Annotated in this window: 26 protein-coding genes and 1 pseudogene; 19 read left to right on the plus strand and 8 right to left on the minus strand. The window is 37.6% G+C overall.

Annotated elements, in window-relative coordinates; all coding sequences use genetic code 11:
- Positions 1–187 precede the first annotated feature (187 nt).
- The 4 genes from NFR29_RS05770 (at position 188) to rpsI (ending at position 3,541) form a co-directional block, all read left to right on the plus strand.
- The gene (locus NFR29_RS05770; RefSeq protein ID WP_251424427.1) at positions 188–1,795 is read left to right on the plus strand and encodes a class I SAM-dependent methyltransferase; all 1,608 of its coding nucleotides are present in this window, start codon (positions 188–190) and stop codon (positions 1,793–1,795) included.
- Between the two features lie 96 nt (positions 1,796–1,891).
- The gene (rpsD, locus tag NFR29_RS05775; RefSeq protein ID WP_251424429.1) at positions 1,892–2,479 is read left to right on the plus strand and encodes a 30S ribosomal protein S4; all 588 of its coding nucleotides are present in this window, start codon (positions 1,892–1,894) and stop codon (positions 2,477–2,479) included.
- Positions 2,480–2,687: 208 nt separating this feature from the next.
- Positions 2,688–3,128 (plus strand): 50S ribosomal protein L13, encoded by a 441-nt coding sequence (gene rplM, locus NFR29_RS05780; protein ID WP_251424431.1) that lies wholly within the window; start codon positions 2,688–2,690, stop codon positions 3,126–3,128.
- Between the two features lie 20 nt (positions 3,129–3,148).
- On the plus strand, positions 3,149–3,541 hold the full coding sequence (gene rpsI / locus NFR29_RS05785; protein ID WP_251424433.1) for a 30S ribosomal protein S9: 393 nt from the start codon (positions 3,149–3,151) through the stop codon (positions 3,539–3,541).
- Between the two features lie 56 nt (positions 3,542–3,597).
- Here the strand turns inward: rpsI and NFR29_RS05790 are convergent, their stop codons facing one another.
- The 7 genes and pseudogenes from NFR29_RS05790 to NFR29_RS05815 form a co-directional block, all read right to left on the minus strand.
- The gene (locus tag NFR29_RS05790) at positions 3,598–4,647 is read right to left on the minus strand and encodes a site-specific integrase (RefSeq protein ID WP_251424435.1); all 1,050 of its coding nucleotides are present in this window, start codon (positions 4,645–4,647) and stop codon (positions 3,598–3,600) included.
- A 262-nt stretch (positions 4,648–4,909) separates the two neighbouring features.
- A pseudogene (locus NFR29_RS08330) lies at positions 4,910–5,065 on the minus strand (hypothetical protein); the annotation flags it as partial.
- Positions 5,066–5,077: 12 nt separating this feature from the next.
- Positions 5,078–5,524 (minus strand): replication protein, encoded by a 447-nt coding sequence (locus tag NFR29_RS05795; protein WP_251424436.1) that lies wholly within the window; start codon positions 5,522–5,524, stop codon positions 5,078–5,080.
- A 96-nt stretch (positions 5,525–5,620) separates the two neighbouring features.
- Entirely contained in the window at positions 5,621–6,325 is a 705-nt protein-coding gene (locus NFR29_RS05800; RefSeq protein ID WP_251424439.1) for a hypothetical protein, read from the minus strand.
- Positions 6,322–7,335, minus strand: coding sequence for a P-loop NTPase family protein (locus NFR29_RS05805; RefSeq protein WP_251424441.1), 1,014 nt, complete (start codon positions 7,333–7,335; stop codon positions 6,322–6,324). Before NFR29_RS05805 ends, NFR29_RS05800 begins: the two co-directional genes overlap by 4 nt.
- Positions 7,336–7,425: 90 nt before the next feature.
- Positions 7,426–7,746 (minus strand): hypothetical protein, encoded by a 321-nt coding sequence (locus NFR29_RS05810; RefSeq protein WP_251424443.1) that lies wholly within the window; start codon positions 7,744–7,746, stop codon positions 7,426–7,428.
- A 198-nt stretch (positions 7,747–7,944) separates the two neighbouring features.
- Positions 7,945–8,394 carry an RNA polymerase sigma factor gene (locus tag NFR29_RS05815; RefSeq protein WP_251424445.1) on the minus strand — a complete coding sequence of 150 codons (450 nt, stop codon included), beginning with the start codon at positions 8,392–8,394 and terminating at the stop codon, positions 7,945–7,947.
- Between the two features lie 344 nt (positions 8,395–8,738).
- Here NFR29_RS05815 and NFR29_RS05820 point away from each other — a divergent pair, with 344 nt between their 5' ends.
- From NFR29_RS05820 to NFR29_RS05865, 10 genes are all read left to right on the plus strand, one after another.
- The gene (locus tag NFR29_RS05820) at positions 8,739–9,611 is read left to right on the plus strand and encodes a hypothetical protein (protein ID WP_251424447.1); all 873 of its coding nucleotides are present in this window, start codon (positions 8,739–8,741) and stop codon (positions 9,609–9,611) included.
- 10 nt (positions 9,612–9,621) lie between these two features.
- Positions 9,622–10,203 carry a hypothetical protein gene (locus NFR29_RS05825; protein WP_251424449.1) on the plus strand — a complete coding sequence of 194 codons (582 nt, stop codon included), beginning with the start codon at positions 9,622–9,624 and terminating at the stop codon, positions 10,201–10,203.
- Positions 10,184–12,256, plus strand: a complete 2,073-nt coding sequence (locus tag NFR29_RS05830) for an HsdM family class I SAM-dependent methyltransferase (protein ID WP_251424451.1) — start codon at positions 10,184–10,186, stop codon at positions 12,254–12,256. Before NFR29_RS05825 ends, NFR29_RS05830 begins: the two co-directional genes overlap by 20 nt.
- A 101-nt stretch (positions 12,257–12,357) precedes the next feature.
- Positions 12,358–13,416: a restriction endonuclease subunit S gene (locus NFR29_RS05835; protein WP_251424453.1), complete on the plus strand. Its 1,059-nt coding sequence runs from the start codon at positions 12,358–12,360 to the stop codon at positions 13,414–13,416.
- A gap of 366 nt (positions 13,417–13,782) precedes the next feature.
- Complete coding sequence (locus tag NFR29_RS05840; protein ID WP_251424455.1) at positions 13,783–14,634, plus strand: arginase family protein; 852 nt, start codon at positions 13,783–13,785, stop codon at positions 14,632–14,634.
- A 187-nt stretch (positions 14,635–14,821) separates the two neighbouring features.
- On the plus strand, positions 14,822–15,610 hold the full coding sequence (gene fabM, locus NFR29_RS05845; protein ID WP_251424457.1) for a trans-2-decenoyl-ACP isomerase: 789 nt from the start codon (positions 14,822–14,824) through the stop codon (positions 15,608–15,610).
- 65 nt (positions 15,611–15,675) lie between these two features.
- Positions 15,676–16,431: a 6-phosphogluconolactonase gene (gene pgl, locus NFR29_RS05850; protein WP_251424459.1), complete on the plus strand. Its 756-nt coding sequence runs from the start codon at positions 15,676–15,678 to the stop codon at positions 16,429–16,431.
- 14 nt (positions 16,432–16,445) lie between these two features.
- On the plus strand, positions 16,446–16,691 hold the full coding sequence (gene tatA, locus NFR29_RS05855) for a twin-arginine translocase TatA/TatE family subunit (RefSeq protein WP_251424461.1): 246 nt from the start codon (positions 16,446–16,448) through the stop codon (positions 16,689–16,691).
- 12 nt (positions 16,692–16,703) lie between these two features.
- Positions 16,704–17,012 carry a heavy-metal-associated domain-containing protein gene (locus NFR29_RS05860; RefSeq protein WP_251424463.1) on the plus strand — a complete coding sequence of 103 codons (309 nt, stop codon included), beginning with the start codon at positions 16,704–16,706 and terminating at the stop codon, positions 17,010–17,012.
- Positions 17,013–17,061: 49 nt separating this feature from the next.
- Positions 17,062–17,505, plus strand: a complete 444-nt coding sequence (locus NFR29_RS05865; protein WP_251424465.1) for a cupin domain-containing protein — start codon at positions 17,062–17,064, stop codon at positions 17,503–17,505.
- On the opposite strand, the gene NFR29_RS05870 is transcribed toward NFR29_RS05865, so the two are convergent.
- On the minus strand, positions 17,502–18,296 hold the full coding sequence (locus NFR29_RS05870; RefSeq protein ID WP_251424468.1) for a carbon-nitrogen family hydrolase: 795 nt from the start codon (positions 18,294–18,296) through the stop codon (positions 17,502–17,504). The genes NFR29_RS05865 and NFR29_RS05870 overlap by 4 nt on opposite strands.
- 259 nt (positions 18,297–18,555) lie before the next feature.
- Between NFR29_RS05870 and NFR29_RS05875 the strand changes: the two genes are divergently transcribed.
- The 5 genes from NFR29_RS05875 (at position 18,556) to NFR29_RS05895 (ending at position 22,827) form a co-directional block, all read left to right on the plus strand.
- Positions 18,556–19,353 (plus strand): polysaccharide deacetylase family protein, encoded by a 798-nt coding sequence (locus NFR29_RS05875; protein ID WP_251424469.1) that lies wholly within the window; start codon positions 18,556–18,558, stop codon positions 19,351–19,353.
- Positions 19,354–19,364: 11 nt separating this feature from the next.
- On the plus strand, positions 19,365–20,303 hold the full coding sequence (locus NFR29_RS05880) for a phosphodiester glycosidase family protein (protein WP_251424471.1): 939 nt from the start codon (positions 19,365–19,367) through the stop codon (positions 20,301–20,303).
- A gap of 8 nt (positions 20,304–20,311) precedes the next feature.
- Positions 20,312–21,262: a hypothetical protein gene (locus tag NFR29_RS05885; protein WP_251424473.1), complete on the plus strand. Its 951-nt coding sequence runs from the start codon at positions 20,312–20,314 to the stop codon at positions 21,260–21,262.
- A gap of 151 nt (positions 21,263–21,413) precedes the next feature.
- Positions 21,414–22,508: a glycosyltransferase family 9 protein gene (locus NFR29_RS05890; protein ID WP_251424475.1), complete on the plus strand. Its 1,095-nt coding sequence runs from the start codon at positions 21,414–21,416 to the stop codon at positions 22,506–22,508.
- A 1-nt stretch (position 22,509) separates the two neighbouring features.
- Positions 22,510–22,827: a hypothetical protein gene (locus tag NFR29_RS05895; protein WP_251424476.1), complete on the plus strand. Its 318-nt coding sequence runs from the start codon at positions 22,510–22,512 to the stop codon at positions 22,825–22,827.
- Positions 22,828–22,893 lie beyond the last annotated feature (66 nt).

Here is a 22,893-nt window from a genome sequence, read left to right on the forward strand (position 1 = left end):
ATTATGATGAATCATGCAAAATAAGTATAATGCAAGTCTTATATGATTAAATTGACGCTATAAAAGGAGTTATTTTGCTTAATTATATAAAATAAAGTGTATATATTTTCTAATAGGTATAATTTAAAGGTTATGATATAATACGGGCAATATATGTATTACATGTAGAAATGATAAAGGATTTAGTATGAAAAAAGGAACTAAAAAGAATAAACAAATATCAACAAAATCTTCTGCTACGCCTGTTAAGGGGGTACAAACGGATAGTGATTCTGTTAATGTTAAAGAAACCTATGAAGAAGTGGTCTATTCATCAAAGGCTTTTGCGAATACGTCTATTGCGAGTTTGGCTGGCCGGGCTAAAATTATGGGGTTACAAACAGCTCCTTTAAAAGGCGCAAAGGTGTTGGAATTAGGTTGTTCTTTTGGCGGGAATATTATATCACAAGCTTTATATCATCCTGACACTCAATTTGTAGGTGTAGATTTGTCTTCTACACAAATTAAACAAGGCATGGAAATTATTGAGTCTATGAATCTCACCAATATTCGATTGGAAGAGAAGAATATTCTTGATATTGATGAAAGCTTCGGTACCTTTGATTATATTATTGTTCATGGCATTTGGTCTTGGGTACCGGATATAGTGAAAGATAAAATTTTAAACATTTGCAATGTCAACTTATCTGATCATGGTGTAGCGTATGTATCGTATAATACATATCCAGGTTGGAAGCGATTAGAACAATTCCGAGATATTATGTTGTATTCCACTAAAGATAAACAAGATATGTCCTTAGCGGATCGTACTGTATACGGTAAAGAAGTACTTCAATTATTAGGTCAAACTATGAACATGGATCATAATGTTCGTGAAAATCAAGGATATAAAATTCGCAATTTAGAAACTGTATTGGGTGCTAATAATTATTATGTGGCACATGAATATTTTGAGATTTTTAATGATCCTGTATATTTCCATGAGTTTGCTGATCGTGCTGTAAAACAAGGTTGTGCTTACATTGGCGATTGCGCTATGACGTTATCTTATGCTACCTGGTTGCCGGATGGTATTAAGGATAACATTATCCGTCTGGCTGATGGTGATTATATTGCTAAAGAACAATATATTGATTATATATACGACACACAGTTTAGATGCTCTTTATTAACAAAAGGGTCTAATGAACCTATGATTAGTCGTAATGAAGAAGCTAATACAAATACATTGCGTCAACTTCATTTCCGTACCAATGAATCTTCTACGACACCTAATGATGAAACGAATACCTTTTATCATGCTGTGAAAGCTGTCATGGATCGCGGTGAATCTTTTACAGCACAAGATGTAGTTGACTACCTAGCTCAAACATATCCAGGTCTTGCCATCGATGAAGGAGCTATTTTGTCGCGTTTATTCTACTTAACTATTGTTAATAAATTGCGTCCTTTAGATGAGTTCGTTCCTTTTACTGCTTTTGAAGATAATATTACATATGTACCTGAGCGATTTACTAATTATGTGGCAGCCTTAGTTGAAGGAACTGCGAATACCTATATTGCACCAGCCAATATGTTGAATGAAAGTCATAATAACTTTGATGTAGGTGTGTTATATGTTATGCGTTTATTAGCCACGCCAATGACGAAAAGAGAACTTGTTGAAAAAGTAGGTGTGGATCTCACGGTTACAAGAAAAACAAAAGATGGTTTTGAATATCGTGTATCTGCTGAACAATATGTAGATGAAGTACTTGCTACGCTTAGAAACTTCTCTTATTTGGTGAGACAATAATTTTACATTGACATGTAATCTTTGCTCATGGTAGACTTAGTAAGTATCTTTCTGTTCGGATACAAGTATATATTTTAATTATGAGGTGATAAACACATGGCAACGAGAAGAGAGGCTCGATTCAAACTTTGTCGTCGCTTTGGTGTGAACGTTTTCGGTCACGCAAAAGCCTTGAATCGCGTCAAAAAAGACCAACGTCAGAAAAAAATGTCTGAGTATGGCACACAATTATTAGAAAAACAAAAAGTTAAAGCATACTACAACTTGCTAGAACGCCAGTTCGTACGCTATTATGATAAAGCGAAAAAAATGCAAGGCATCACTGGTCAAAACATGCTTGTTCTTTTGGAACAACGTCTTGACAACCTTGTGTATCGCATCGGCTTCGGTAACTCCATTCGTCAAGCGCGTCAAATGGTAAACCATGGCCACATTTTGGTAAATGGTCGTCGTGTAGACATTCCATCTTATTCCTGCAAACCAGGTGACGTTATTGAACTTCGTGAAGCGTCCCGCGATAACGAAATGTTCAAAACTAATTTCCAAGAACTTCGCTCTTTCGAACTTCCTTACATTGAAAAAGATTTAGAAGGCTTCAAAGGCACTTTGACTCGTCTTCCTCAACGTGAAGAACTTCCTATCGAAGTTAACGAAACACTTATCGTCGAATTGTACTCCAAATAATTTGGCGCTTCAAACCCCGTATACTCTTGTGTGCGGGGTTTCTTTTGTGAAAATAAAAATAGGTGGCAAAATATAAAATTTCGTTGACACCAACTGTTAAAATCTGTATACTATTTTGAGTAAGCTTTAGTCGTGTTTCCATTAGCCCCGGAAGCAGAGGACTAGCTGATTTTGGTAGAATTACGACGTTATTAGGAGGATATGCAGCATGAAAACTACATTTATGGCCAATCCGAACACAATTGAACGGAAATGGTATGTTGTTGACGCTGAAGGTAAAACTTTAGGACGCCTTGCTGCCGAAGTTGCAAAAGTTCTTCGGGGCAAACACAAACCAACTTTCACACCACACGTTGATACTGGTGACCATGTGATCGTTGTAAACGCAGAGAAAATCCGCGTAACTGGTAAAAAATTAGAACAAAAAGAATATTTCCGTCATTCTGGTTACCCAGGTGGCGCTCGTTTCACTAAATTGTCCATGATGCTTGAAAAGCAACCTGAACGTGTAGTTGAAATGGCAGTTCGTGGTATGCTTCCAAAAAATAAATTGGGTGCACAACAATACCGTAAATTAAACGTATACGCTGGTGCTGAGCATCCACATGCAGCTCAAAAACCAGAAGTGTTAGAAATTTCCGTACGATAATCTAGAGGGAGGAATAGATAATGGCAGTAGCACAATATTACGGCACTGGTCGTAGAAAATCTTCCGTTGCTAGAGTTCGTCTGGTACCGGGCACAGGTAAAATCACTGTTAATAAACGTGATCTTAACGATTACTTCGGTCGTCAAACATTAGAATTGATCGTAAAACAACCTTTAAACTTAACTAATACAGTTGAACAATACGACGTTATTGCAACTGTTGCTGGCGGCGGCCCATCCGGTCAAGCTGGTGCAATCCGTCACGGTATTTCCCGTGCTTTATTGGATGTAGACGGTGAACTTCGTCAATCCTTGAAAAAAGCAGGTTTCTTAACTCGTGACCCTCGTATGAAAGAACGTAAAAAATACGGTCTTAAAAAAGCGCGTAAAGCGTCTCAATTCTCTAAACGTTAATCAAAACCTTATTATACCAACGATTATGGCACCTTTTTGGTGTCAGTTGGTGTTAATTATATTGATAAATCGTTTAAGAGACTTAAAGCATCAGCATCTTGCTGGTGCTTTTTTTCTGGCATCAGTTCAAGATAATAGTTTTGAGTAGTCAGGATTGAATTGTGTCCTAACCTACGAGAAATATAGTCCAGGCTAATATCTTTTGAAAAGAGGAAAGAAGAGTGAGTGTCACGCAAACCGTGAAAGGTTGTTTTTCTCAAGCCTAATTTTTTCAAAAGTCGTTGGAGTTGGTTTGCTTGTCTAAATCCGTTCCAATCGAAAATATAATCATCTTTTTTATTGGCTAAAGAGATTAGAGCAGAGTAAACATCTTGGTTGATAGAAATATCTCGTTTAGAGTGTTTGGTTTTTAGTTGAGTATCATCACTAATAGGGCTAATTGACCTGCGTATATTGATACCATGTTCAAAAACATCTTCCTTCTTCAATCCAAGTAGTTCTCCACGTCGTGCACCAGTTTCTAGGGCAAGAAGAACAAGTATATTAAATTCATCATCTTCTTGGTGGTCAAGGCAATATGTTCGGAGTGTCTTAAACTCTGTTACAGATAAGGGAACATTTCGCTTGGGTTGTTCTTGTCCTCTCGCTTTTAAGAGTGAGCCAAAGTCATTTGTAATCAATCCTTTGGCATAGGCATATTTGAGTGAACCTCTGATTTTTAAGACAGGTTCTTTGGTTGTCTTTTTGGAGTGAGTTTCAGCGTATTTATCAAGCCTCTTTTGCATGACTAAATCATCTAAGTGTTTTAGTCGCATTCCCTCAAACAGTTCATCTACGATTACAAGAGTTCGCTTATAATTGACAAAAGTAGCTTCACGAACCTCATTCTGTTTTACAGAGTTAACCCAGTTACGATAAAAGTCAGTAAATAGGGTAGAGCGTTTAGCAATATCTTTCCCTCGTCCTTTTTCTAGCTCCATTTCAAGAGCCCATAGTTCAGCATCTTGTTTGTTAGAGAAAGTCTTGGTTTCTCTCTTGTATTGTCCTTTCTTGTAGAGTGATACAGTTGCACGGAAAGAATTTCCACGTTTAGTAATTGTTGCCATTTTATCAGCCTTTCTATAAAAAATGATTGATAAAATAGACTAGTCACATATAGGATATATGAAAAATCGGATTTTATCAATCATTGATAGTTATACGCAGTGATTTTCAATGAATGTGATTAAATAGGTTTTCAGGTAACGTTCATGTTTACCAACCATAAAACACTGAAAATCTGGATGGTTTCTGATGTATTTATCAAATGACTTAGGGTCAATTCCGAGGAAATCAGCTGCTTGTTGCCGTGTAAGTAGTAGGGGTGTATCATTCATAATCTTCTCCCTCCGTCTTATGCGCTTCTTTTTGTTGTCGATGACGGTTTGGATTAAACCGTCGAGAATCCAGATATTTGGCGAAGAAATAGGTGCGTTTGATAATGAGTTCTAATAGATTGGTATTGTTTGCTCGTGCATACCAGACTAACTCTTCAAATTAGGTAAAGTCTTTTTCTTCGGTAATATCAACGACTTCATGAATAAAATCTGAGGGATTCATATCCATCAAAAATTTTTCTAAATTAAAGCCACAACCGACTTCAATATCCTCAATATTGTAGGGGGTCTTATCTGGATTTTCTGCGTGTGTAAAGTAGTCAAATAAACCAGTAGGAGACATAACCACTTCCACATGCTCTGGACCGTTTAACTTATCGTTGACGATATTTGACACTTGAGAATAGCTTTTCAGTGAATCAAAGAAGAAAGCACCGTGCTTGTGCGACTTTTTGAACTCTCCTGTTTGTTTATCAATGTCCTTATCATGCCAAGGACTAAGAATAAAAGGAATATGGAGTTCCTCTAAGATATTCAAGTAGTCCTCTGGTTTGCTTTCCTCATAGATGAGAAATGACCATTTGTTTGAGCGTTGTTCTTTTGCCATAGGCTGTTACCTCATTTCCGTTGATTTATTATTAAGGAGAAATGACTGGGTAAATGCAAAGTCTTTTTGATTTTTTTATGATTATTGATTATTGACCTATTGGGGGTCGTAGTAAACCCAATAGGTCATAATGGAAAAGAGTAGAAAAAGGGGGCTGTCTGGCTTTTGCTTAACGCAAGCCACAGCCCCAAAGGGATCAACGTTTTTTCTATTGAACCACATTTGATTACGAACTCGAATAGGAGAGGAGAAATAATAGTCTGTGTGCTGATTAACAATCTCTTCTTTTAATAGTGCTTCCATCTCTTTTAGAATTTTTTGCCCTTGTTGATCTCGAGGAATTTTTAGAAAGATAGTGATGGCATCTTTTCGTATGTCTACGATACACTTGCGAACAGCTCGGTTAAATCCATTATGAATTGGATTTATAGTTGTGACGGTCGGGTGTTCGAGATTGCTTATTTTCTGTACTCGTTCACGCTGGAAAAGGAAATGTCTTAATAAAAAGGTATGATAGACAGATTGGCAGTAGTTCCAAAGACTATCTGTTTTTATTCGTTGAAAAATCTCTATCCCAATTAAAAGTAAGGCAAGAAGTAGGGAGAAGAGAGCGAATCCGAGGCAAGTAGAACTAATGATATCAGTAATGGTTTTAACTGTACTCAGGTTGACAAATGAGATGTTGGTTAATTGGACGGAAAGAAAATTGAATAGCCAGCTGAAGACAGAACAAATAGGGGCAAAGAGAAATAAGAAGAGTGTTAGATTGAGAGTTCTCATAAAATAGCTTCTAGTCGTCATAAAATACCTCGCTTAGTGTAGTAAGTTGGACATAGTAAGGGTAGAACTTGATAGGGGTGCTCATTGTCGATAACTTGAATGAGACCAGTACCATGTCCTGTTGGAATGACAATCCCCTCTGGTTCTAGATTTGGAAATAAGAATTGAGTGGTTTTCTGATTGATGTTTCCAATTTGCAATACTACGTTTAGCTGTTCCCTCACTGAAATGGGGATAGTATTGTGGTCAAAACGTTGGCTTACTAAAAACAGATGGATTTTGGTGGCACGTCCTAAGAGGGCAATCTGTGAGAGTAAGGAGAAAAAGGCTTCTTTGATATTTTTATTGACTCCTTCAGATAGAGCAAGAACTTCATCAATGACGATGGTTAGATGAGTAAATTGATGGTTGGGGTTATCATATAAGATAGCTTGTCGTTTCTGAATGAGAGTTGCACACTGGCTTAATTGTTCATTGACCTGTGAGACAAAATCGGATTTTGAGCGATTTTTGACAGGATGGATAACTGAAATGTGATTTTCTCTTGCCCAACGACTTGGGGTATCGAATTTAGGGTCAATGATTATCAAGTCGGACATGTGCTTCAGGACACTTAAAAAGTACGTTAAAGCATAGCTTTTTCCAGAACCTGAATTTCCAGCAATAGCAAAATGATTGACCTTATCTAGGTTGAGTTCAAAGTTTTTCATGATAGGAATGTTCCCTTGCGGTAAGCTGGCTGAAAATTTATCCAAATCAGGAATTGTCAGTCGTTCTGAAATCCCCTTTTTCCACGGAAAGAATAAGCCAAGTTGAATGTGTAGGTCATTCGTCTCTAATGGAATAAAATAGGTAGCATTTGGTTTTAGTAGCGTGTATTGTGGGAATAATGATGCGTTAGCAATCAGAAAAATCTTCTTGTATAAGTCATCATCAAGGATATAGGCACATGGCAGGCGAGGGACAAAAACAAAACCGTTTTCTTGGATAATAATATTGAAGGAGTTCGTATAGCTGGTCTCACCCTGCATTAAATAAAGCTCCCAGAGCCATATTGAGGCTCTGGAGCAAGTAAGATTGCAGAAATGATTGATTCAGCACAACACTAGATTGTGAAGCCACTACCGAACCTCCTTGATGCCATCTGCTTTGAAGTAAATATTATATTTTACTTCACAGGCTTGTAGGGTGTCAAATTGAATCATGGATTGAAAATCTGGAAGCTCAATCTTATTTTCAAATTTTACTTGGAAAGGATCTTGTCCCTCCTGTACAAACCATGCTTTGTAAGCTACGATTTCTCCTGTTGGTTTTCCATCTTCAAACCGTTGTTGTGGTTCAAGTTCGGTACTAAGTGAGTAAATCGGTTGTTTTTGACTGATGATTTTGTCAGCCAGTGTAGTTGTGTAACCACCTTTAGTGGTTTTCATTTTGAATGCCATAAGGCAGCTCCTCCTGTGTATTGGGAAATAATATGAATGCGACAGGCTCGGTTTTAGTCATGAGCTGGACTTGGTTATTAGGTTGTTAACCCCCTCCTTATTACTAAGGAGAAGTAGAACCCAAAATGCAAAGTTTTTTCAAAAAATTTTTATTTCTTTTTGAAAAAAATCCAGTGTTTTTGGCACTGGATTTCGGAATTAGCGATAGTCATTCAATAAGGGAGCTAAATTGTTGAGTGCTTTTAGATAATGGGATTTGACGGTAACATCACTCATTTTCTTGTAATATTTAGAGATATATCGAGCTGTTTCCCTGTAGCTTAATCCTTCTTCAGCGACCATCTCAATAATTTTACGGTCTATCGGCACTAAAGTTTCCTTTGCTTTATGAATATTTTGCTTTAATTCCTTTAGGGTCAAAGCTTCTTCAGGATTCGGGTCAGAACTAGCGAGTATTTCATGGCGTTCACGTTTTTTGCCAGTGTTACGAGAGGTATTCTCTTCAAGGCTTCTTTTGTGGTGGTATCGGTCACGACGTTCAGCATTATTTTCTTCTTGTTGGAGAAGACGAGTTACCTCTATCCAATTTTCAGCCTCAACAGCTTTTTGGAGATTACGTTCCCGGCGTTCGTTTACTTTATTACTCATAGTGAGTTTTTCCTTTCCGTCCTTGGACAGAAAGAAACGTAAATGAGCACACTGTGTACCGATGAGGCATGAAAAGGGTCACCAAAGAAACGGTGAAACAATTCGGTGCACAATATGACCGCCATAGTCATATCATTATATTTGTTTCAATCCGTCCATTTGATGGCCACCAGTTAGGACTATTTAGTTATCTGAAGAAAAGACATTTGATTTTGGTATAATGAACAGTAAGTACAATATGTCTTATCTTCACTCTGTATTATGAAGTAGATAATGTTACTTGCAATTGTAGAAAAAGTTTATAAAGTTGGCATAGTTACTAAATTAGTTATGAGGAGAAAAAAATGTCTGATACCATCCCACGCCTCACAGGAGGAATTCTATTTGGACTTATTCTCGAAGCTAGAAAACGAAAAGAGAAGGTTCGGAGTGGGTACCTAGGAGAATCAACTGATGGATTATCCGAAACTGATATCATGAAGTCTCTTATTGATATTTTTACAGGAGAAACTCAGCAACAGCCCTATGAAAACTCGTTCAAAAAGAATGTTTCTGATTATAAGAAATGTGTTATTTCTAGCGCAACATACATTCCTTTTGATAACCAGGTGAACATTAATTCATTCAAAGATTCTATAGAACAAAATAAAAAAGACACTATAGAAAGTATGTCTATGTTTATCAGTGAAAAGCTTTCAGAACAAAAATTGAAGTGGCTGGTTTCTGCGATTATAGAAACTATTTGTAATGATGAAACGATTGATAATTCGGAGAATTTTAAAGTTTCCTTTAATGAATCGAAATCTAAGCAAGAATTATTAGAAGTTGAAGTAATTGAGATTGAATCGTTTTTATTAGATGTAATGAGATATATTTTTGTCAATAAATTAGATAATACTCTCGGTAAGCTAACATTTGAATCATGGTATTCTCAAAGCGGAGAACGAGCTCCTTGGAAGTTTACTAATGGAGAACTGGGACAATATATGAATGGCTTAGAACTAACTCGATATATTTTGGGAAATTTTGGGGCACAAACTGATAGTATAGTGGAACAAAAGTATTCTGAAGAATTAGATATTGAGGTTGAGGAAAAACATAAAGGTAATATCAGAAGTGATGAATCTGTAAAACAACAGGTATTGAATAATTCTAAAGTCATCAATCAGTATGCTCATAAAATCTATAACATAGAACATGTAGAAAATTTAAATTAAGGAGAATACATTGACAAACTTACTAAAGAGACAGGACAATTTACCATCAGAATTCCCTCAACAAACATTACAACAAAGCGCAGAAAAAATTTATAATATAGAACATGCTGACAATGTAAATAATTTTATTAACTACACGACGGAGCGAAAGGTACTTTCTCTTGACGAATTCTATAATTTGTTTGTGATTTCTGGTGAAAGCTACTCAAATGATTTATTTACCTTACAAAATGATAGATTTTTTGAATATACTAACCAAGAAATTAAACAAAGATATTTGAAATTTTCACTAGATGATATTAATGAGATATTGGCTTTACCGACTTTGTTTCTTCCAGAGTATAATGAACAGAATAATGAAGTGGAAAATGGTTTTCTAGGAAGTCTGGAAGAGATAGATAAAGTAGAAGGTGTTAGGAATTCTAAATTCTATCTTCGAAAAGAGCGGGAAATAAATATGAAATTAATAGAATCCAACAAATCTAAACTTCGGATAAATGAATGGGAGCTTAGTAGAACTCACTGGAGTATAAAAAGAGCTAATTTAAAACTAGTTATAGAGGAAATAACCAATGGCAAGAAAACAGAGTAAAGAAGTCAAAATTCAACGTGAAGTTGAAAAATGGTTGACGTCTTATGATATGGAGTTTGTGACACAAAATGAAAGTGTTAATCCTGAAATTGACAAAGCCTTAGCAAAAGCACCATCAAAAACAGGTGGTGAGGGTGCGAATCTAGTTGATGTTAAACTATTATTGAAAAATAGTAAGCTAGACTATTACCCTATCATGATTGAATTGAAGTGGGGCAGTAATAAACTTGAAAAGCTAGACAAAGAAGACCATGTAGCCAATACGAAAACAAGCGGTAAAGAAAAGGGCGACCCAAACTATACCAATATCAACGGCTATGCGGTAAATGGGGCGGTTCACTATGCAAATGCTATCCTGCAATATTCTAGTTATACAGATGTCATTGCAATTGGGATTACAGGAGATGAGGACGAGGCAGGCAACCTTGAAACACGTTTTGGTGTTTACTATGTTTCCAAGTCTAACTATGGTATCGGTCAAAAGGTTGGTGAGTACTCCGATTTATCTTTCTTAAAGCCTGAAAACTTTGATGAATTTATAGAAAAGCTAAAAGAATTACAGTTATCAGAAGCTGAATTACGCTTGATTCATCTAAAACGTGAAGATAGAATTGAAGACGCTCTAACAAAGATAAACGAAAGTCTTTTCAACAAGCAGAAAAATATTAGTGCCTTGGCACGTATTCATCTAGTGGCTGCTAGTATCATGGCAAACTTAGGGGTTGCGGGTAAGGTGAAGCCCTTAGAACCATCAGATTTAAAATCTTCTGATGAAGAAGGCGATACAGATGGAGACATTCTAATTCGTAAAATCAAGGCGTTTCTGAAAGAGAAGAACCTCCCACAAGCTAAACAAAAACAAATTTTACGTCATTTAGAACCTACGATTCTTGAATCTAGCTTTTCAGATCCAAGGAATGGGGTGTCTCTCCTCAAAGAAATCTTTACAGAGGTGATTGACGACTTAGGTTATTTCTACAAAATCGGAGTGGATACGGACTTTACAGGTAAGCTCTTTAATATCATGTTTAGATGGTTGAGCTTTGCAGGTGATGACCAAAATGACGTGGTGTTAACTCCTCGGTATGTAGCACTTTTTATGGCGAAACTAGCACGAGTAAACAAGGATTCTTATGTCTGGGACTTTGCGACAGGTTCGGGTGGTCTGTTGGTGGCTGCTATGAATCTGATGTTAGATGACGCTAAAAAGGAAATTACAAGCCCTGATGAACTTAGAGAAAAGGAAGAGAAAATCAAGGCTGAACAAATTCTTGGGATTGAAATTCTTCCAGAAATCTACATGTTGGCTGTTCTAAACATGATTCTGATGGGAGATGGTTCAAGTAATATCCTACAAGATGATAGTTTGAAGAAATTTAATGGGAAATATGGCTATGGTAAAGATAATGAGCATTTCCCAGCAGATGTTTTCCTTTTAAATCCGCCTTACTCTGAAACAGGGAATGGCATGAACTTTGTCAAGCGTGCCTTGTCTATGATGAAAGGTGGTTACGCCTCTGTTATTATCCAAGATTCAGCAGGTTCAGGACGTGCAAAGGAAATTAATCAGAAGATTTTGGAGCAAAATACACTTTTAGCATCTATCAAAATGCCAATGGATATTTTTATAGGAAAATCTAATGTACAGACTTCTATTTACGTATTTAAGGTAGGAGAAAAGCATGAAGCCAAACAGCGAGTGAAGTTTATTGATTTGCGTAACGATGGCTACAAACGTTCTAACCGTAAGAAATCAAAAGCCAGTACTAATTTACAAGATGTTGATAATGCGGTAGGACGTTATGAAGAGGTGGTTAATCTCGTTAAATTCGGTAAAGGTGAGTTGAATATTTTTACAGAAAAAGAGTACATTGAAGATGTTATTGCTCTCTCTGGTGAAAAACATGGTGAAGACTGGAATTTTGACCAACATATAAAACCGAATCTTAAACCTACTCTTGAAGATTTACAGAAATCAGTATCAGATTATTTAGCGTGGGAAGTTAGCCAATTATTGAAAAATAAAGATATTGATAACTCAAAAAAATTGTAAGCCCTCGTCTTGAAGAAATTGAACAAGAATTTGAAAGCCAAGGAGGCGAGTGGCTTGAATACAGAATTGGCGATGTTTTTGAAAAGTTATCATCAAGATATTTGGGAGTAGGTGACAGGGCTAAATCTGTTTCAAAGGTAGAAACAGAAGAATACTCAGTACCCGTGGTTTATGCTAAATCAGGTGATAACGGGATTATGTATTGGGCAAAAGAAGGCGATTTTGAAACTCACAGTAATGTTATTTCTATTATTTATAACGGTGCAATTGCAGCAGGCTTAGTTTATGCACAACGTAAGGAAACAGGAATTCTTGCAGAAAGCTATTTAATCAAAGTCAAAAATATTGAAGTAAGTTTTGAAACAAATTTGTTCTTGCGAGCAGTGCTTGAATCGGTTCTTTATCCAAAATATTCAAGAGATTATTTAGCAACATGGGCTAATAAGGTTGAAAATGATAAAATTGCCTTACCGACAATAAATAGCGAGATAGCATTTTCATATATGGAAAATTGCATAAAAGCGCTCGAGGCGGAACGCATCGAGACGCTCGAGGCGTATCTATTAGTAAGTGGTTTTAAAGATTATCAACTCACCCAAGAGGAAGAAGATGCTTTAGAGGTATTTGATACTCAACAATGGCAAGAGTTTCGCATGGGTGATTTATTTGATAGAGTTAAAACCAAGAAATTACCTTATAAAGCAAAAGAATTACCAAAAGAACCACAAGGAGAATTCAGCTTACCTGCCTTGACCTCTAGTTTTATGAATCAAGGGTTAAACTACTATGTTCCTAAAGAAGGAGCGACGGTTCTACAAAATGTTATCTCTATCCCGTCTAACAGTGATGTGTACAGAGCTTACTTCCAATCACAAGAATTTACCGTCCTATCTGACGCTTATGCAATTGATTGGATTAGTTCGGATAAGCAACTAAGACCAAATGACTACCTCTTTATTGTTCCGAGTATCAATAAGGTTACAGACCTACCGATTTACTCATATAAAAACAAATTAGGTGGTTGGAATGTAGTCAAGGATAAACTGATAAAATTACCAGTCAATGAAAAGGGAGAAATCCATTTTGATTACATGGCAACCTTGGTACAAGCTATTAAAAAATTAGCTATTAGAGATGTTGTTTTGTATGCTGATAAATAGATTGAAGTAACAAAAGAAGTTGTAGAAAAATAAAAAAACGCAGGCTGGGTTGAGCTTGCGTTTTGGATTCCACAAATTTTAGAAAAGACTATGCTATTTCAAAAATTTTTAGGAATTAGAATAAATGACTAGTCTATTTTATGGTGTTAATTGGTGTCAATTTTATCCAAATGAATAGATTTCAGTCCATTTTTATGGAATTTTCAAACTGTAAAATGTTGATATAAAGGGATTTATGAGGATTGAGTATTCTTAGTTTTCAATCGAGAAATTCTCCAAACGTTAATAGTTGGATATATAAAAAAACCAGTAACCAATATGGTGCTGGGGTTTTGTTGCAGACAATAAAAGGAGGATAACTAAAATATGAAAACGATTCGCTTATTATATCCAGATTTTATTAGTGGTGGTTCCGAGGTGTATTATTTTGGTTCTAATTTATTGCAACATATTTTACCGAAAAATGACAAGCAACGGCTTATTAAGGTGGATGTATTACCACCAGAGGAAACAGAAACCGATGTAGTAGACGGTATCTATGGGACGGAATTTGTAGCGCATGGTATTATGAGTGCTATCGAAAAAATTGAAGAAGAGCAGCCTGATCGTATTATTACGATTGGCGGTAACTGTTTAGTTAGTTTTGCTCCTTTCGATTATCTTCATGGCAAATATGATAATGTAGGCATTATATGGATTGATGCGCATGCCGATGTGTCGGTTAAAGATAATGGATACCCTTACCCACATGCTATGGTCTTAGGTGCATTGCTTGGTAGTGGAGAAAAACTATTTGCAGAGCATATGAAAAATCCTGCTTTCAAAGGGGAAGATGTTCTTTATGTAGGCTTACAAGATTTGCACGATTACCAAGAAGTATTTTTAAATAAAGCCAATGTGAATTATACAGTACAAACTAATGGACCATTACCAATTGAAGCGATTCGAGAATTTGCTAAACAATATGGCCACATCTTGGTGCATTTCGATATCGATGCGTTAGATGAAAAACTATTTCATTCTACTTATTTTGCTAATCCAGAAGCTGGTGGCGATGGATCTGGTGGCGGTATTATGACAATGGACCAAGTGGGGGCTGTATTGAGAATTATCGACGAGACGTCTAGTGTAGAAGGTTTTACCATTGCAGAATACCTTCCATTTGATGAATATCGTTTGCATAATATGTTAAAGGAAGTTTCTATTTTTAAAAACTAATAGATATATTGCTGAATGAAGACATAAGTTCTGTGGGGCTTATGTCTTTTGGTTTACATCTATAGTAATTTCTCCTATAATGAAACTATGTAATCGAATATTTTCGATAAAATATACTGCATTATGACTATAGATATTCAGTTAAGAGTAAGAGTTATTGCAGCTTTTTTAATACAGGAGAAACGATATGTTATATAATACAATTCAATACGTAGTAGACAACGGTGTTGGTACATTGACCTTTAATCGTCCTAGTGTATCTAATGGTTTTAATGTAGAAATGTGCAAAGAGATTCTTGATGCAATGGCACGCGCTGGTGCAGACGATAGCGTCCGTGTCTTACTCATCAATGCAGAGGGGAAAGTGTTTTCTGCTGGTGGAGATTTAACAGAAATGGAGCGTGCTGTTGATAGTGGCGATACAGAATCTCTCTTTGAAATCGTTGAATTAGTAGCAGAAATTTCCCTCGCTATGAAACGATTGCCAAAACCGGTAGTCATGAGTATTCAAGGTGCTGCAGCAGGGGCTGCTTTCAATATGGCTTTGGCAGCAGATTTTGTCATTGCTTCTAGCAATGTTCGTTTTATTCAAGCCTTCGTGAATGTGGGCTTGGCGCCTGATGCGGGAGGCTTGTATTTATTGACTCGTGCTATTGGTATGAACCGAGCTATGCATATCGTTATGACCGGCGAAGCAGTGCCTGCAGAACGCGGTAAAGAGCTAGGTTTTGTTTATAAAGTGACAGAATTAGAAGACTTAGAAACGGCTACGAAACGATTAGTCGATAAATTGGCTAAAGGTCCTGCTAATTCTTATCGAGTGATGAAAGAAATGATGTTTGCTGCATTCTTATCTGATTGGGAACAGTATAAAGCGTTAGAAGTGGAAAAACAATGTTCTCTTGGCTTAACAGCAGATTTCAAAGAAGGTGTTCGTGCCTTTGCAGAGCGTCGTCGCCCTAAATTTGGTCAATAATTGAAAATCAGCGCCTTCTTCGGTATAATATATATATTAACCGTAACAGTTAGGAGGTCCATGTAATGGGTCAAAATAAAATAAAACAGTATGCGGAACCAAGTGATGTGATTCGTGCATTAGCCGATGATTTTGTGGCTTTCACGGATGAAGAAATTGAACGTACTCATTCCTGTATCGTCGGGATTACAGGCGGGACTGTTGTTAATGGCTTAATGGAACTATTAAATAGTCCTGAGTATATCGATCGACTGCAATGGGATAGTATATTTTTCGTATGGACTGATGAACGTTTTGTGTCCCAGTCTGATAAAGATAATTACTTCAATAGAGTGAAAGACGTGTTATTGTGTAAAGCTCTAGGTGCAGCTCATTTTCTACCTATCAATACGGATTCTAAAACCGTAGTAGAAGCGGCAGAAGAATACGAAAAAGAAGTAAAAAACGTATTGATGGCACATAATAAGGAAGGCTTAGATTTAGTCATTCTAGATCTTGGTGAGGATGGCCATACAGCGGGCTTATTTGCTGGTTCTCATGCATTGCGAGAAACAGAAAAGGCAGTGGTTGCTGTAGAAGATGGTAAAGTATGGGAACGGATTTCTATGACTTTCCAATTTCTGGCTAAAACAGACTGGATATGGTTTGCTGTAGTTGGGGAAAATAAAAAAGCAGCATTAACAAAAGTCTTATATCAACGGGAAGATTATGAAGATACACCTTGGGAGCGACGCATTGGTCGAGTACTGCCAGGAGCGGTGCTTTCACAAGATAATATGCAATGGTATGTGGACGAAGCTGCATATCCTAATAAGGTGTAGATAAAGGAGTTATTATGGGATCTATAGGCGCACAAGAGCTAATTATTGTTTTAATTATTGCCCTCGTTATTTTTGGACCTGGTAAATTACCAGAAGTCGGTAAAGCTATCGGTAAAGGAATTAATGAATTTAAAGACGCTATTTCTGGTCCTAAGAAGACTGTAGAAGAGACTAAAGAAGCTGTTAAAACAGCTACGACTATCGATGTAACAGCAGGGGCTAAAAACGATGATAAAATCAAAGAAACAGAAGAAAAATAAGGAGGCTTTATTATGTGCAAAGATTGTGGATGCGGTGAAGCCAATGGTGTAGAAACAAAAGTATTTACTGTGCCAGGTATGATGTGTAACAATTGTAAAGACGCTGTTGAAGGTGCTACATTAGGCCTTGATGGCGTATTGAGTTCTGTTGTGGATTTGGCAGAAAAAACAGTAACGATTTCTTTTGATTCTACTAAATCTAATGTTGAAACGATTACAACGGCTATTGAAAAAACTGGTTTTGAAGTAACATCTGTAGTAGATGGAGTTCATAAACATAGTCATGGTATTCTAGGAACATTGAAACGTTTCTTCAAATAAAATAAAGGCTGTGTGATATGTCGCACAGCCTTTTTGCATAGGTGATAATATGATACGTAAATTTAATAAAGACACATATTCTTGGGATGGTGTAGAGACGCTTGTATACAAACAAGATGGAAGTCCTTTTAAAGATGTGACACGCCAAGTCTTATATGATGGAGCTTATGATATTCCTTGTCAGTTCCGCTATTTTGAATGTTTGCCAGGTGGCTATTCTACGTTGGAGTATCATGAACATACCCATATGGTGATGATCCAACGCGGGAAAGGGCAGCTATTATTAGGAGATACTATTTACGATGTAGAAGAAGGGGATTTTATTGAAATCCCAGGTAATACGATTCATCAATTTAGAGCAAATAAAAATGATTATATCGGTTTTTTGTGTCTCGTTAATAAAGATCGAGATAAAGTGAAATTGCTCACTGATGAAGAAATGGAGCGTTTCAGAGAGAATCCTGCAATTAAAGCTTTTTTAGAAAGTTGCTAATTGATTTTGTATAATTCTGGACGTCGGTCTTTAAAAACATTGATTTTACTTCGAATATCAGCGACTGTGGTTAAATCGATATCTACTGAAGCGATACCTTCCGCAGTATCCATTTCGAGGAGGTTTGTGCCCCACGGATCGTATACGGAGGAATGGCCTGTGCTCTGCACTCGGCCTACAGAGCCACAGCCGTTGACAGCGCACAGGAAGAGTTGGTTTTCGATAGCTCGCACTTCGTTTAATACTTGCCAATGGCGCAAACGCATTGTTGGCCATTGGGCTGGAACGAACAGTAATTCCGTATTTGGTAAGGCTGCCATACGCACTAATTCAGGAAATCGAATGTCGTAACAAATCACTGTACTACAAGAGATTCCGTCCAATTCAAAATGGGTTGGCTCGGTGCCACCAGTGAAATAGATTTCCTCTTTAGCAGGGCTAAAGCCGTGAATTTTAGAATAGTTGCCTACCATCTGACCGTTGCGGTTGAAGGCGTAAGAAGTATTGTATACCTTGTCGTCTTGTGCGACAGCCACGGATCCACCTACGATGTTGACTTGGTGTGTTTTTGCAAAATCGCTGAGTAACGCTTGCGTCCGTTCACCTTCTTGGTCGGCGTATTGGATGAGGTCTGTAGATGGATAAAAACCTGTATTCCACGTTTCCGGAAGGATAATAATATCAGGCTTAGTTGTTAATGCTTCATGTAATAATTCTGCTACACGATTATAATTGTATTCGATATCTTTTATATGGACGTCTACTTGAATGAGAGCAAGGCGTTTTTTCATGATATATCTCCTATGGGGATTAGTAATATTAACAGAGAGTACTATTATGGATATTATAACATGTATTGATGAGTGGATGAGTGGATGAGTGGATGAGTGGGTGTAACATTTTTAAATAGTCATGGTATATAGAGCGTTGTGATTTATATGTAGGATGTTATTGGTCTAGCAAGGTTGGAATTGAGCCTATGCTTTTACTATTGCTGCTGTAAATGGTATAATATATTTTGTAAAATTATGTTTTCTATAGGGAGGACCTATGAAGCGCATTTCATTGATTACAATGATGACCATTCTTATGGCAATAGTCTTAGTAGGCTGTGGGCTACAAGATGTACATAAAGAAACACCAAAAGAAACAGCGCCTGTTGTGACTATGGTGAAGCCAAAAGGTATACCGGTACTGATGTACCATAAAATCGGAGAAGACGTTGATAATGATGCGGTGATCCGAGAAGATTTATTTAGAGCTCAAATGAAATTTTTAAAGGACAATGGATACCATCCGTTAACGATGGAACAATTATATGCGTATGTAACGAAAGGTGAAGCAGTGCCAGAAAAACCAGTAGTCCTCACCTTTGACGATGGTTATGCTGATACGTATTCCATAGTTTATCCATTGATGAAAGAATATGGATTCCCTGCCACAGTGTTCGTCAATATTGATGATATGGGAACTAGACTGACTTGGGAAGAAGTGAAAGAAATGTATAATAATGGCATTACTATTGCAAACCATGGGTATTCCCATATTGAAATGGGGCAGCTTTCACAGGCGGAGCAAGTTGATAATATCCGTAAAGGGCAGGAAGCGTTAGAACGAGAATTAGGCATTAAAAGTCCGTGGTTCTGCTATCCATATGGAGATAGAAATGAATTTACGGAAGCCGCTATTAAAGAAGCAGGCGTAAAAATGGCTATGGCTATGAAGCCACAAGGATGGGCTCATGAAGGGGATGACCCATATCATGTATTGCGCGTTTGGGTCGGCAACGCCGTTGATCTCGAGCATTTTGAAGAACGCATTAGTACTGAACAATTTAGGGATTTATAAGGAGATATACATTGTTTAAGAAAAGTTGGGTTAAGTTCATCATTATGGTGTTCTTATTTACCATAATTACATCACCTTTTGTAGTGCTCTTTGGCCCTTTCAATAATGTGAAACGTGCCGTCATTGGCGCTATATTGCAATCTCGTCATCCACACTATATTACGTGGCTCTTTAACCAAGATCAATTGCAGGCCATTCTCGGTACTGTAGGGGCTGTCAAAAGCCAAGATTTATTTGAGTTTGATGCACGAGAAGATAAAACATTAAATCTTGAAAAAATTGAGTCTGCTCGCTATGTAGGGTATATTCTTGAGATTCCGGATCCGCGCCGCATTGAAGTTGCAACGGCAGCGAACATTCAGGAAAAAGGGGATACCACCAGTAATATCGCTAAAATGAATGGTGCCGTAGCCGCTATTAACGGTGGTGGGTTCCACGATCCAAATGGTACTGGTACGGGACGTTTACCATATGGTTTTATTCTTCACGATGGTGAATATATTATTGGTAAAGATGTAGGGCCAGATGAAGATGTTGATTTCATTGGCTTCTCCAAATCGGGTAACCTCATTGCAGGTAATTACGATAAAACTGAGCTAAGCGATATGAATGCGGTGGAAGGCATTACCTTTGGACCACCTCTTATTGTAGATGGTCAAAAGATGATTACTGACGGCGATGGCGGTTGGGGCGTAGGCCCACGCACGGCGATTGGTCAGCGAAAAGACGGTACTGTGCTCTTCTTAGTTATTGATGGTCGCCAACCAGGCTATTCCATTGGTGCTACATTGCGAGATGTACAAGATGTATTATATGAAAAGGGCGCCTATATTGCGGCTAACTTAGATGGTGGATCTAGTTCTACTTTATATTTAAATGGTAAGGTCGTTAATAAACCAGCTGACTTACTAGGGGAACGTATGATTCCTACTGCATTTATTGTTAAATAGGAGGGGCAATGAAACCTTTTACTCGCGTACTGAGCGCCTTTGTTGTAGGCATTTTGCTACAAGGTGGCGTCTATTTGTACCTTGATCAATATATGTTTGCCCCGACCACAGAATTTAATGTGGAAGGTGCATCGAAGGACGATACGTCAAATTTTCCTGATGTCAAAGAGGGGCGCAAATACGTATCTTATGATCACCAATTTATGGCTGTTGTAACGAATCATTCTTTGCGCATTTATAAGGCCGGTGAAAGCACGCCGAAAACGGTGGATTTAGGAGACCGATCCATTAGTTATTTTAGCTGGTTGCCAGACCGCAACTACGCTATTATGGGCTTATATACAGACAATGAAGTCGTTATGGCTCGACTCAATGCAGATGATCCAGACCATGAAGTAGATACAGAGCTAGAAGATTTGCCGCGCGGCAGTAGCATCGTTGATGCCGCTTATTCTGAAGCGACAAATGTTGTGTATATGAAAGTCAAAGTTCGAGAAGGGGCGTATCGCATTTATCGTACTGATGCCAACTATGATACGCGTCGCGTATATATGCAAGCCACTGATATTGGACGTATTGCCGTATTCTACGATGAAGATAAATTCTTTTATGACAATGCTCGTACTGGAGATATTTTCGTATTTGATGGCATTGAAGGGGGCTGGCGAGTTATTAATCCGCCAGGCCGGTTCCGCTTGCTCGGCGTAGATATGAATAAGACGATTTATATTGCTCGCGTTGATGAAGATAATAATGCTTTAGTTGTATATACTGGCAAATTAGGGGTTGGATTTAATCCTGTATACAAATATAATCACCCAGTTACCTTATCTGAAGTGACTATGAGTGATGTAAAAGACATCATTACGAAGGGCAGTGATGAAACTACAAAAATAACAGAAGATACTGAAGATCCTGCTACAAATAGTGGCGCCTCTGAGTCTAGCAGAAGTAATTAAACAGAAAGCCTTTATACTCTTTGTAGAGATAAAGGCTTTTCTTAACATAGGCGGCTATATAATTCTACGGATGGATGAGACATGTAGGCCTCATGGAGACAGGTTTTAATGAAGTTGGTTTAATGTTTTTATGAAAGGCGGGTAGCGGTAGATGAATATATTATTTGTACGGCTTAGCTATATTGGCGATATATTACACGCTACAGCTGCCGCTCGATGGATTAAGGAACAATATCCAGCCGCCAAATTACATTGGATTGTTACGCCTAGTATGGCTGAATTATTAGAGAACAATCCTTATGTAGATGTAATCATTCCTTGGCAGCGCGATCTCTATGAAGCGCATTCTAAAAAGCTCCATTTACGAACGATGTGGAAGATGTGGTGGGAATTGCGAGATCAGTTACAACCTTACCACTTTGATATAGCCGTCGATGTGCAAGGTCGCCTTATTACAGGCCTTGTCTTACTCGCTTCGGAGGCGCCTATACGATTAGGTTTAGGGGGAACGAAAGAGTTAAATTGGTTATTTACGAATTACAAATCAAAGGACCGTAAGAGCCATGTTATTACACAATATTTAGAAGTAGCTCAATTGTTATCCATGGCGTTAGGGGGGGCTATTCAAGAGCGTGAGCTATCTTTAAACGGGGTTGTTTCTGAAACGACGATGGACTTATTCCTTACCAAAGAAGAACGAATGACAGCGGTAGATGCAATAGCAACGGCCCTTCCTGAGTCAGAGAAGAAACGAATCGGCTTAGTCTTAGGCTCATCGTGGGCTACTAAGGAATGGCCCCAATATAAATGGCTAGAACTGATGGAATTACTACAGGGTAATGCTCAATTTATTTGTTTTGGTGGTCCTAAAGAGGCAGAAGAGCATGCAGAACAAATGGAGTATATAGAACGGTCTCGCTTAGAAGTGTATAATCGATTAGGAACTACTACATTACGAGAGATGGCAGCCCTTATGGATTGTTGCGATATTATCGTCGCTTGCGATACAGGGGCTTTACATATTGCCTTAGCATTAGGTAAACCGGTAGTGGCCTTATTTGGACCTACCGATCCTAAGTTGTGGGGGCCTCTGGATGGACGATTCAGGATCATCGTAAATGATAACATGGACTGTTTAGGCTGTCGAAAGCGAAAATGCCCTAAAGGAGAGCCTTACTGTATGACTCGTATTGATGCGGCTACGGTGAAGGCCGCTATAGTAGAATTATTAGATAAAGGAGAATAGAATGGCAAAGTTTAAAATTCAAAAAGGCTTATCTGATGCAGATATGATGAAACACTGGACTGAAAGTGATAATTTTGAAGATACTATGTTAGCCGCTGAGAAAGCAGCGGCGAAACCAGTGATTCACCAAAGTCCCAAAACATCACAAGACGCATTTTACCGTGAATTTTTAACAGAAAAAGTAGAAACATTAATCGGTAAAATGTTATTGGATATTAAAATGGAATATTTTAAAGAAGGGGAAGGAGCTTTTTCTATTCAAGTGAAACGAGATGGAAAAAATATCGTCCTCGAAACAGCACCTAAAAAAGTGAAATAATTAAATGTATATTTATAACACACTATTAATTATAAAATAAAGAGAAATAGTTATCGTAAAAATTAA

Source organism: Veillonella agrestimuris (assembly GCF_943193065.1).
Taxonomy (GTDB): Bacteria; Bacillota; Negativicutes; order Veillonellales; family Veillonellaceae; genus Veillonella; species Veillonella agrestimuris.

Excerpts from the sequence above, each read along its gene's own strand:
- NFR29_RS05770 (WP_251424427.1), top strand. The coding sequence starts at position 188 with ATGAAAAAAGGAACTAAAAAGAATAAACAAATATCAACAAAATCTTCT.
- rpsD (WP_251424429.1), top strand. The coding sequence starts at position 1,892 with ATGGCAACGAGAAGAGAGGCTCGATTCAAACTTTGTCGTCGCTTTGGT.
- rplM (WP_251424431.1), top strand. The coding sequence starts at position 2,688 with ATGAAAACTACATTTATGGCCAATCCGAACACAATTGAACGGAAATGG.
- rpsI (WP_251424433.1), top strand. The coding sequence starts at position 3,149 with ATGGCAGTAGCACAATATTACGGCACTGGTCGTAGAAAATCTTCCGTT.
- NFR29_RS05790 (WP_251424435.1), bottom strand. The coding sequence starts at position 4,647 with ATGGCAACAATTACTAAACGTGGAAATTCTTTCCGTGCAACTGTATCA.
- NFR29_RS05795 (WP_251424436.1), bottom strand. The coding sequence starts at position 5,524 with ATGGCAAAAGAACAACGCTCAAACAAATGGTCATTTCTCATCTATGAG.
- NFR29_RS05800 (WP_251424439.1), bottom strand. The coding sequence starts at position 6,325 with ATGACGACTAGAAGCTATTTTATGAGAACTCTCAATCTAACACTCTTC.
- NFR29_RS05805 (WP_251424441.1), bottom strand. The coding sequence starts at position 7,335 with ATGCAGGGTGAGACCAGCTATACGAACTCCTTCAATATTATTATCCAA.
- NFR29_RS05810 (WP_251424443.1), bottom strand. The coding sequence starts at position 7,746 with ATGGCATTCAAAATGAAAACCACTAAAGGTGGTTACACAACTACACTG.
- NFR29_RS05815 (WP_251424445.1), bottom strand. The coding sequence starts at position 8,394 with ATGAGTAATAAAGTAAACGAACGCCGGGAACGTAATCTCCAAAAAGCT.
- NFR29_RS05820 (WP_251424447.1), top strand. The coding sequence starts at position 8,739 with ATGTCTGATACCATCCCACGCCTCACAGGAGGAATTCTATTTGGACTT.
- NFR29_RS05830 (WP_251424451.1), top strand. The coding sequence starts at position 10,184 with ATGGCAAGAAAACAGAGTAAAGAAGTCAAAATTCAACGTGAAGTTGAA.
- NFR29_RS05840 (WP_251424455.1), top strand. The coding sequence starts at position 13,783 with ATGAAAACGATTCGCTTATTATATCCAGATTTTATTAGTGGTGGTTCC.
- fabM (WP_251424457.1), top strand. The coding sequence starts at position 14,822 with ATGTTATATAATACAATTCAATACGTAGTAGACAACGGTGTTGGTACA.
- pgl (WP_251424459.1), top strand. The coding sequence starts at position 15,676 with ATGGGTCAAAATAAAATAAAACAGTATGCGGAACCAAGTGATGTGATT.
- tatA (WP_251424461.1), top strand. The coding sequence starts at position 16,446 with ATGGGATCTATAGGCGCACAAGAGCTAATTATTGTTTTAATTATTGCC.
- NFR29_RS05860 (WP_251424463.1), top strand. The coding sequence starts at position 16,704 with ATGTGCAAAGATTGTGGATGCGGTGAAGCCAATGGTGTAGAAACAAAA.
- NFR29_RS05865 (WP_251424465.1), top strand. The coding sequence starts at position 17,062 with ATGATACGTAAATTTAATAAAGACACATATTCTTGGGATGGTGTAGAG.
- NFR29_RS05870 (WP_251424468.1), bottom strand. The coding sequence starts at position 18,296 with ATGAAAAAACGCCTTGCTCTCATTCAAGTAGACGTCCATATAAAAGAT.
- NFR29_RS05875 (WP_251424469.1), top strand. The coding sequence starts at position 18,556 with ATGAAGCGCATTTCATTGATTACAATGATGACCATTCTTATGGCAATA.
- NFR29_RS05885 (WP_251424473.1), top strand. The coding sequence starts at position 20,312 with ATGAAACCTTTTACTCGCGTACTGAGCGCCTTTGTTGTAGGCATTTTG.
- NFR29_RS05890 (WP_251424475.1), top strand. The coding sequence starts at position 21,414 with ATGAATATATTATTTGTACGGCTTAGCTATATTGGCGATATATTACAC.
- NFR29_RS05895 (WP_251424476.1), top strand. The coding sequence starts at position 22,510 with ATGGCAAAGTTTAAAATTCAAAAAGGCTTATCTGATGCAGATATGATG.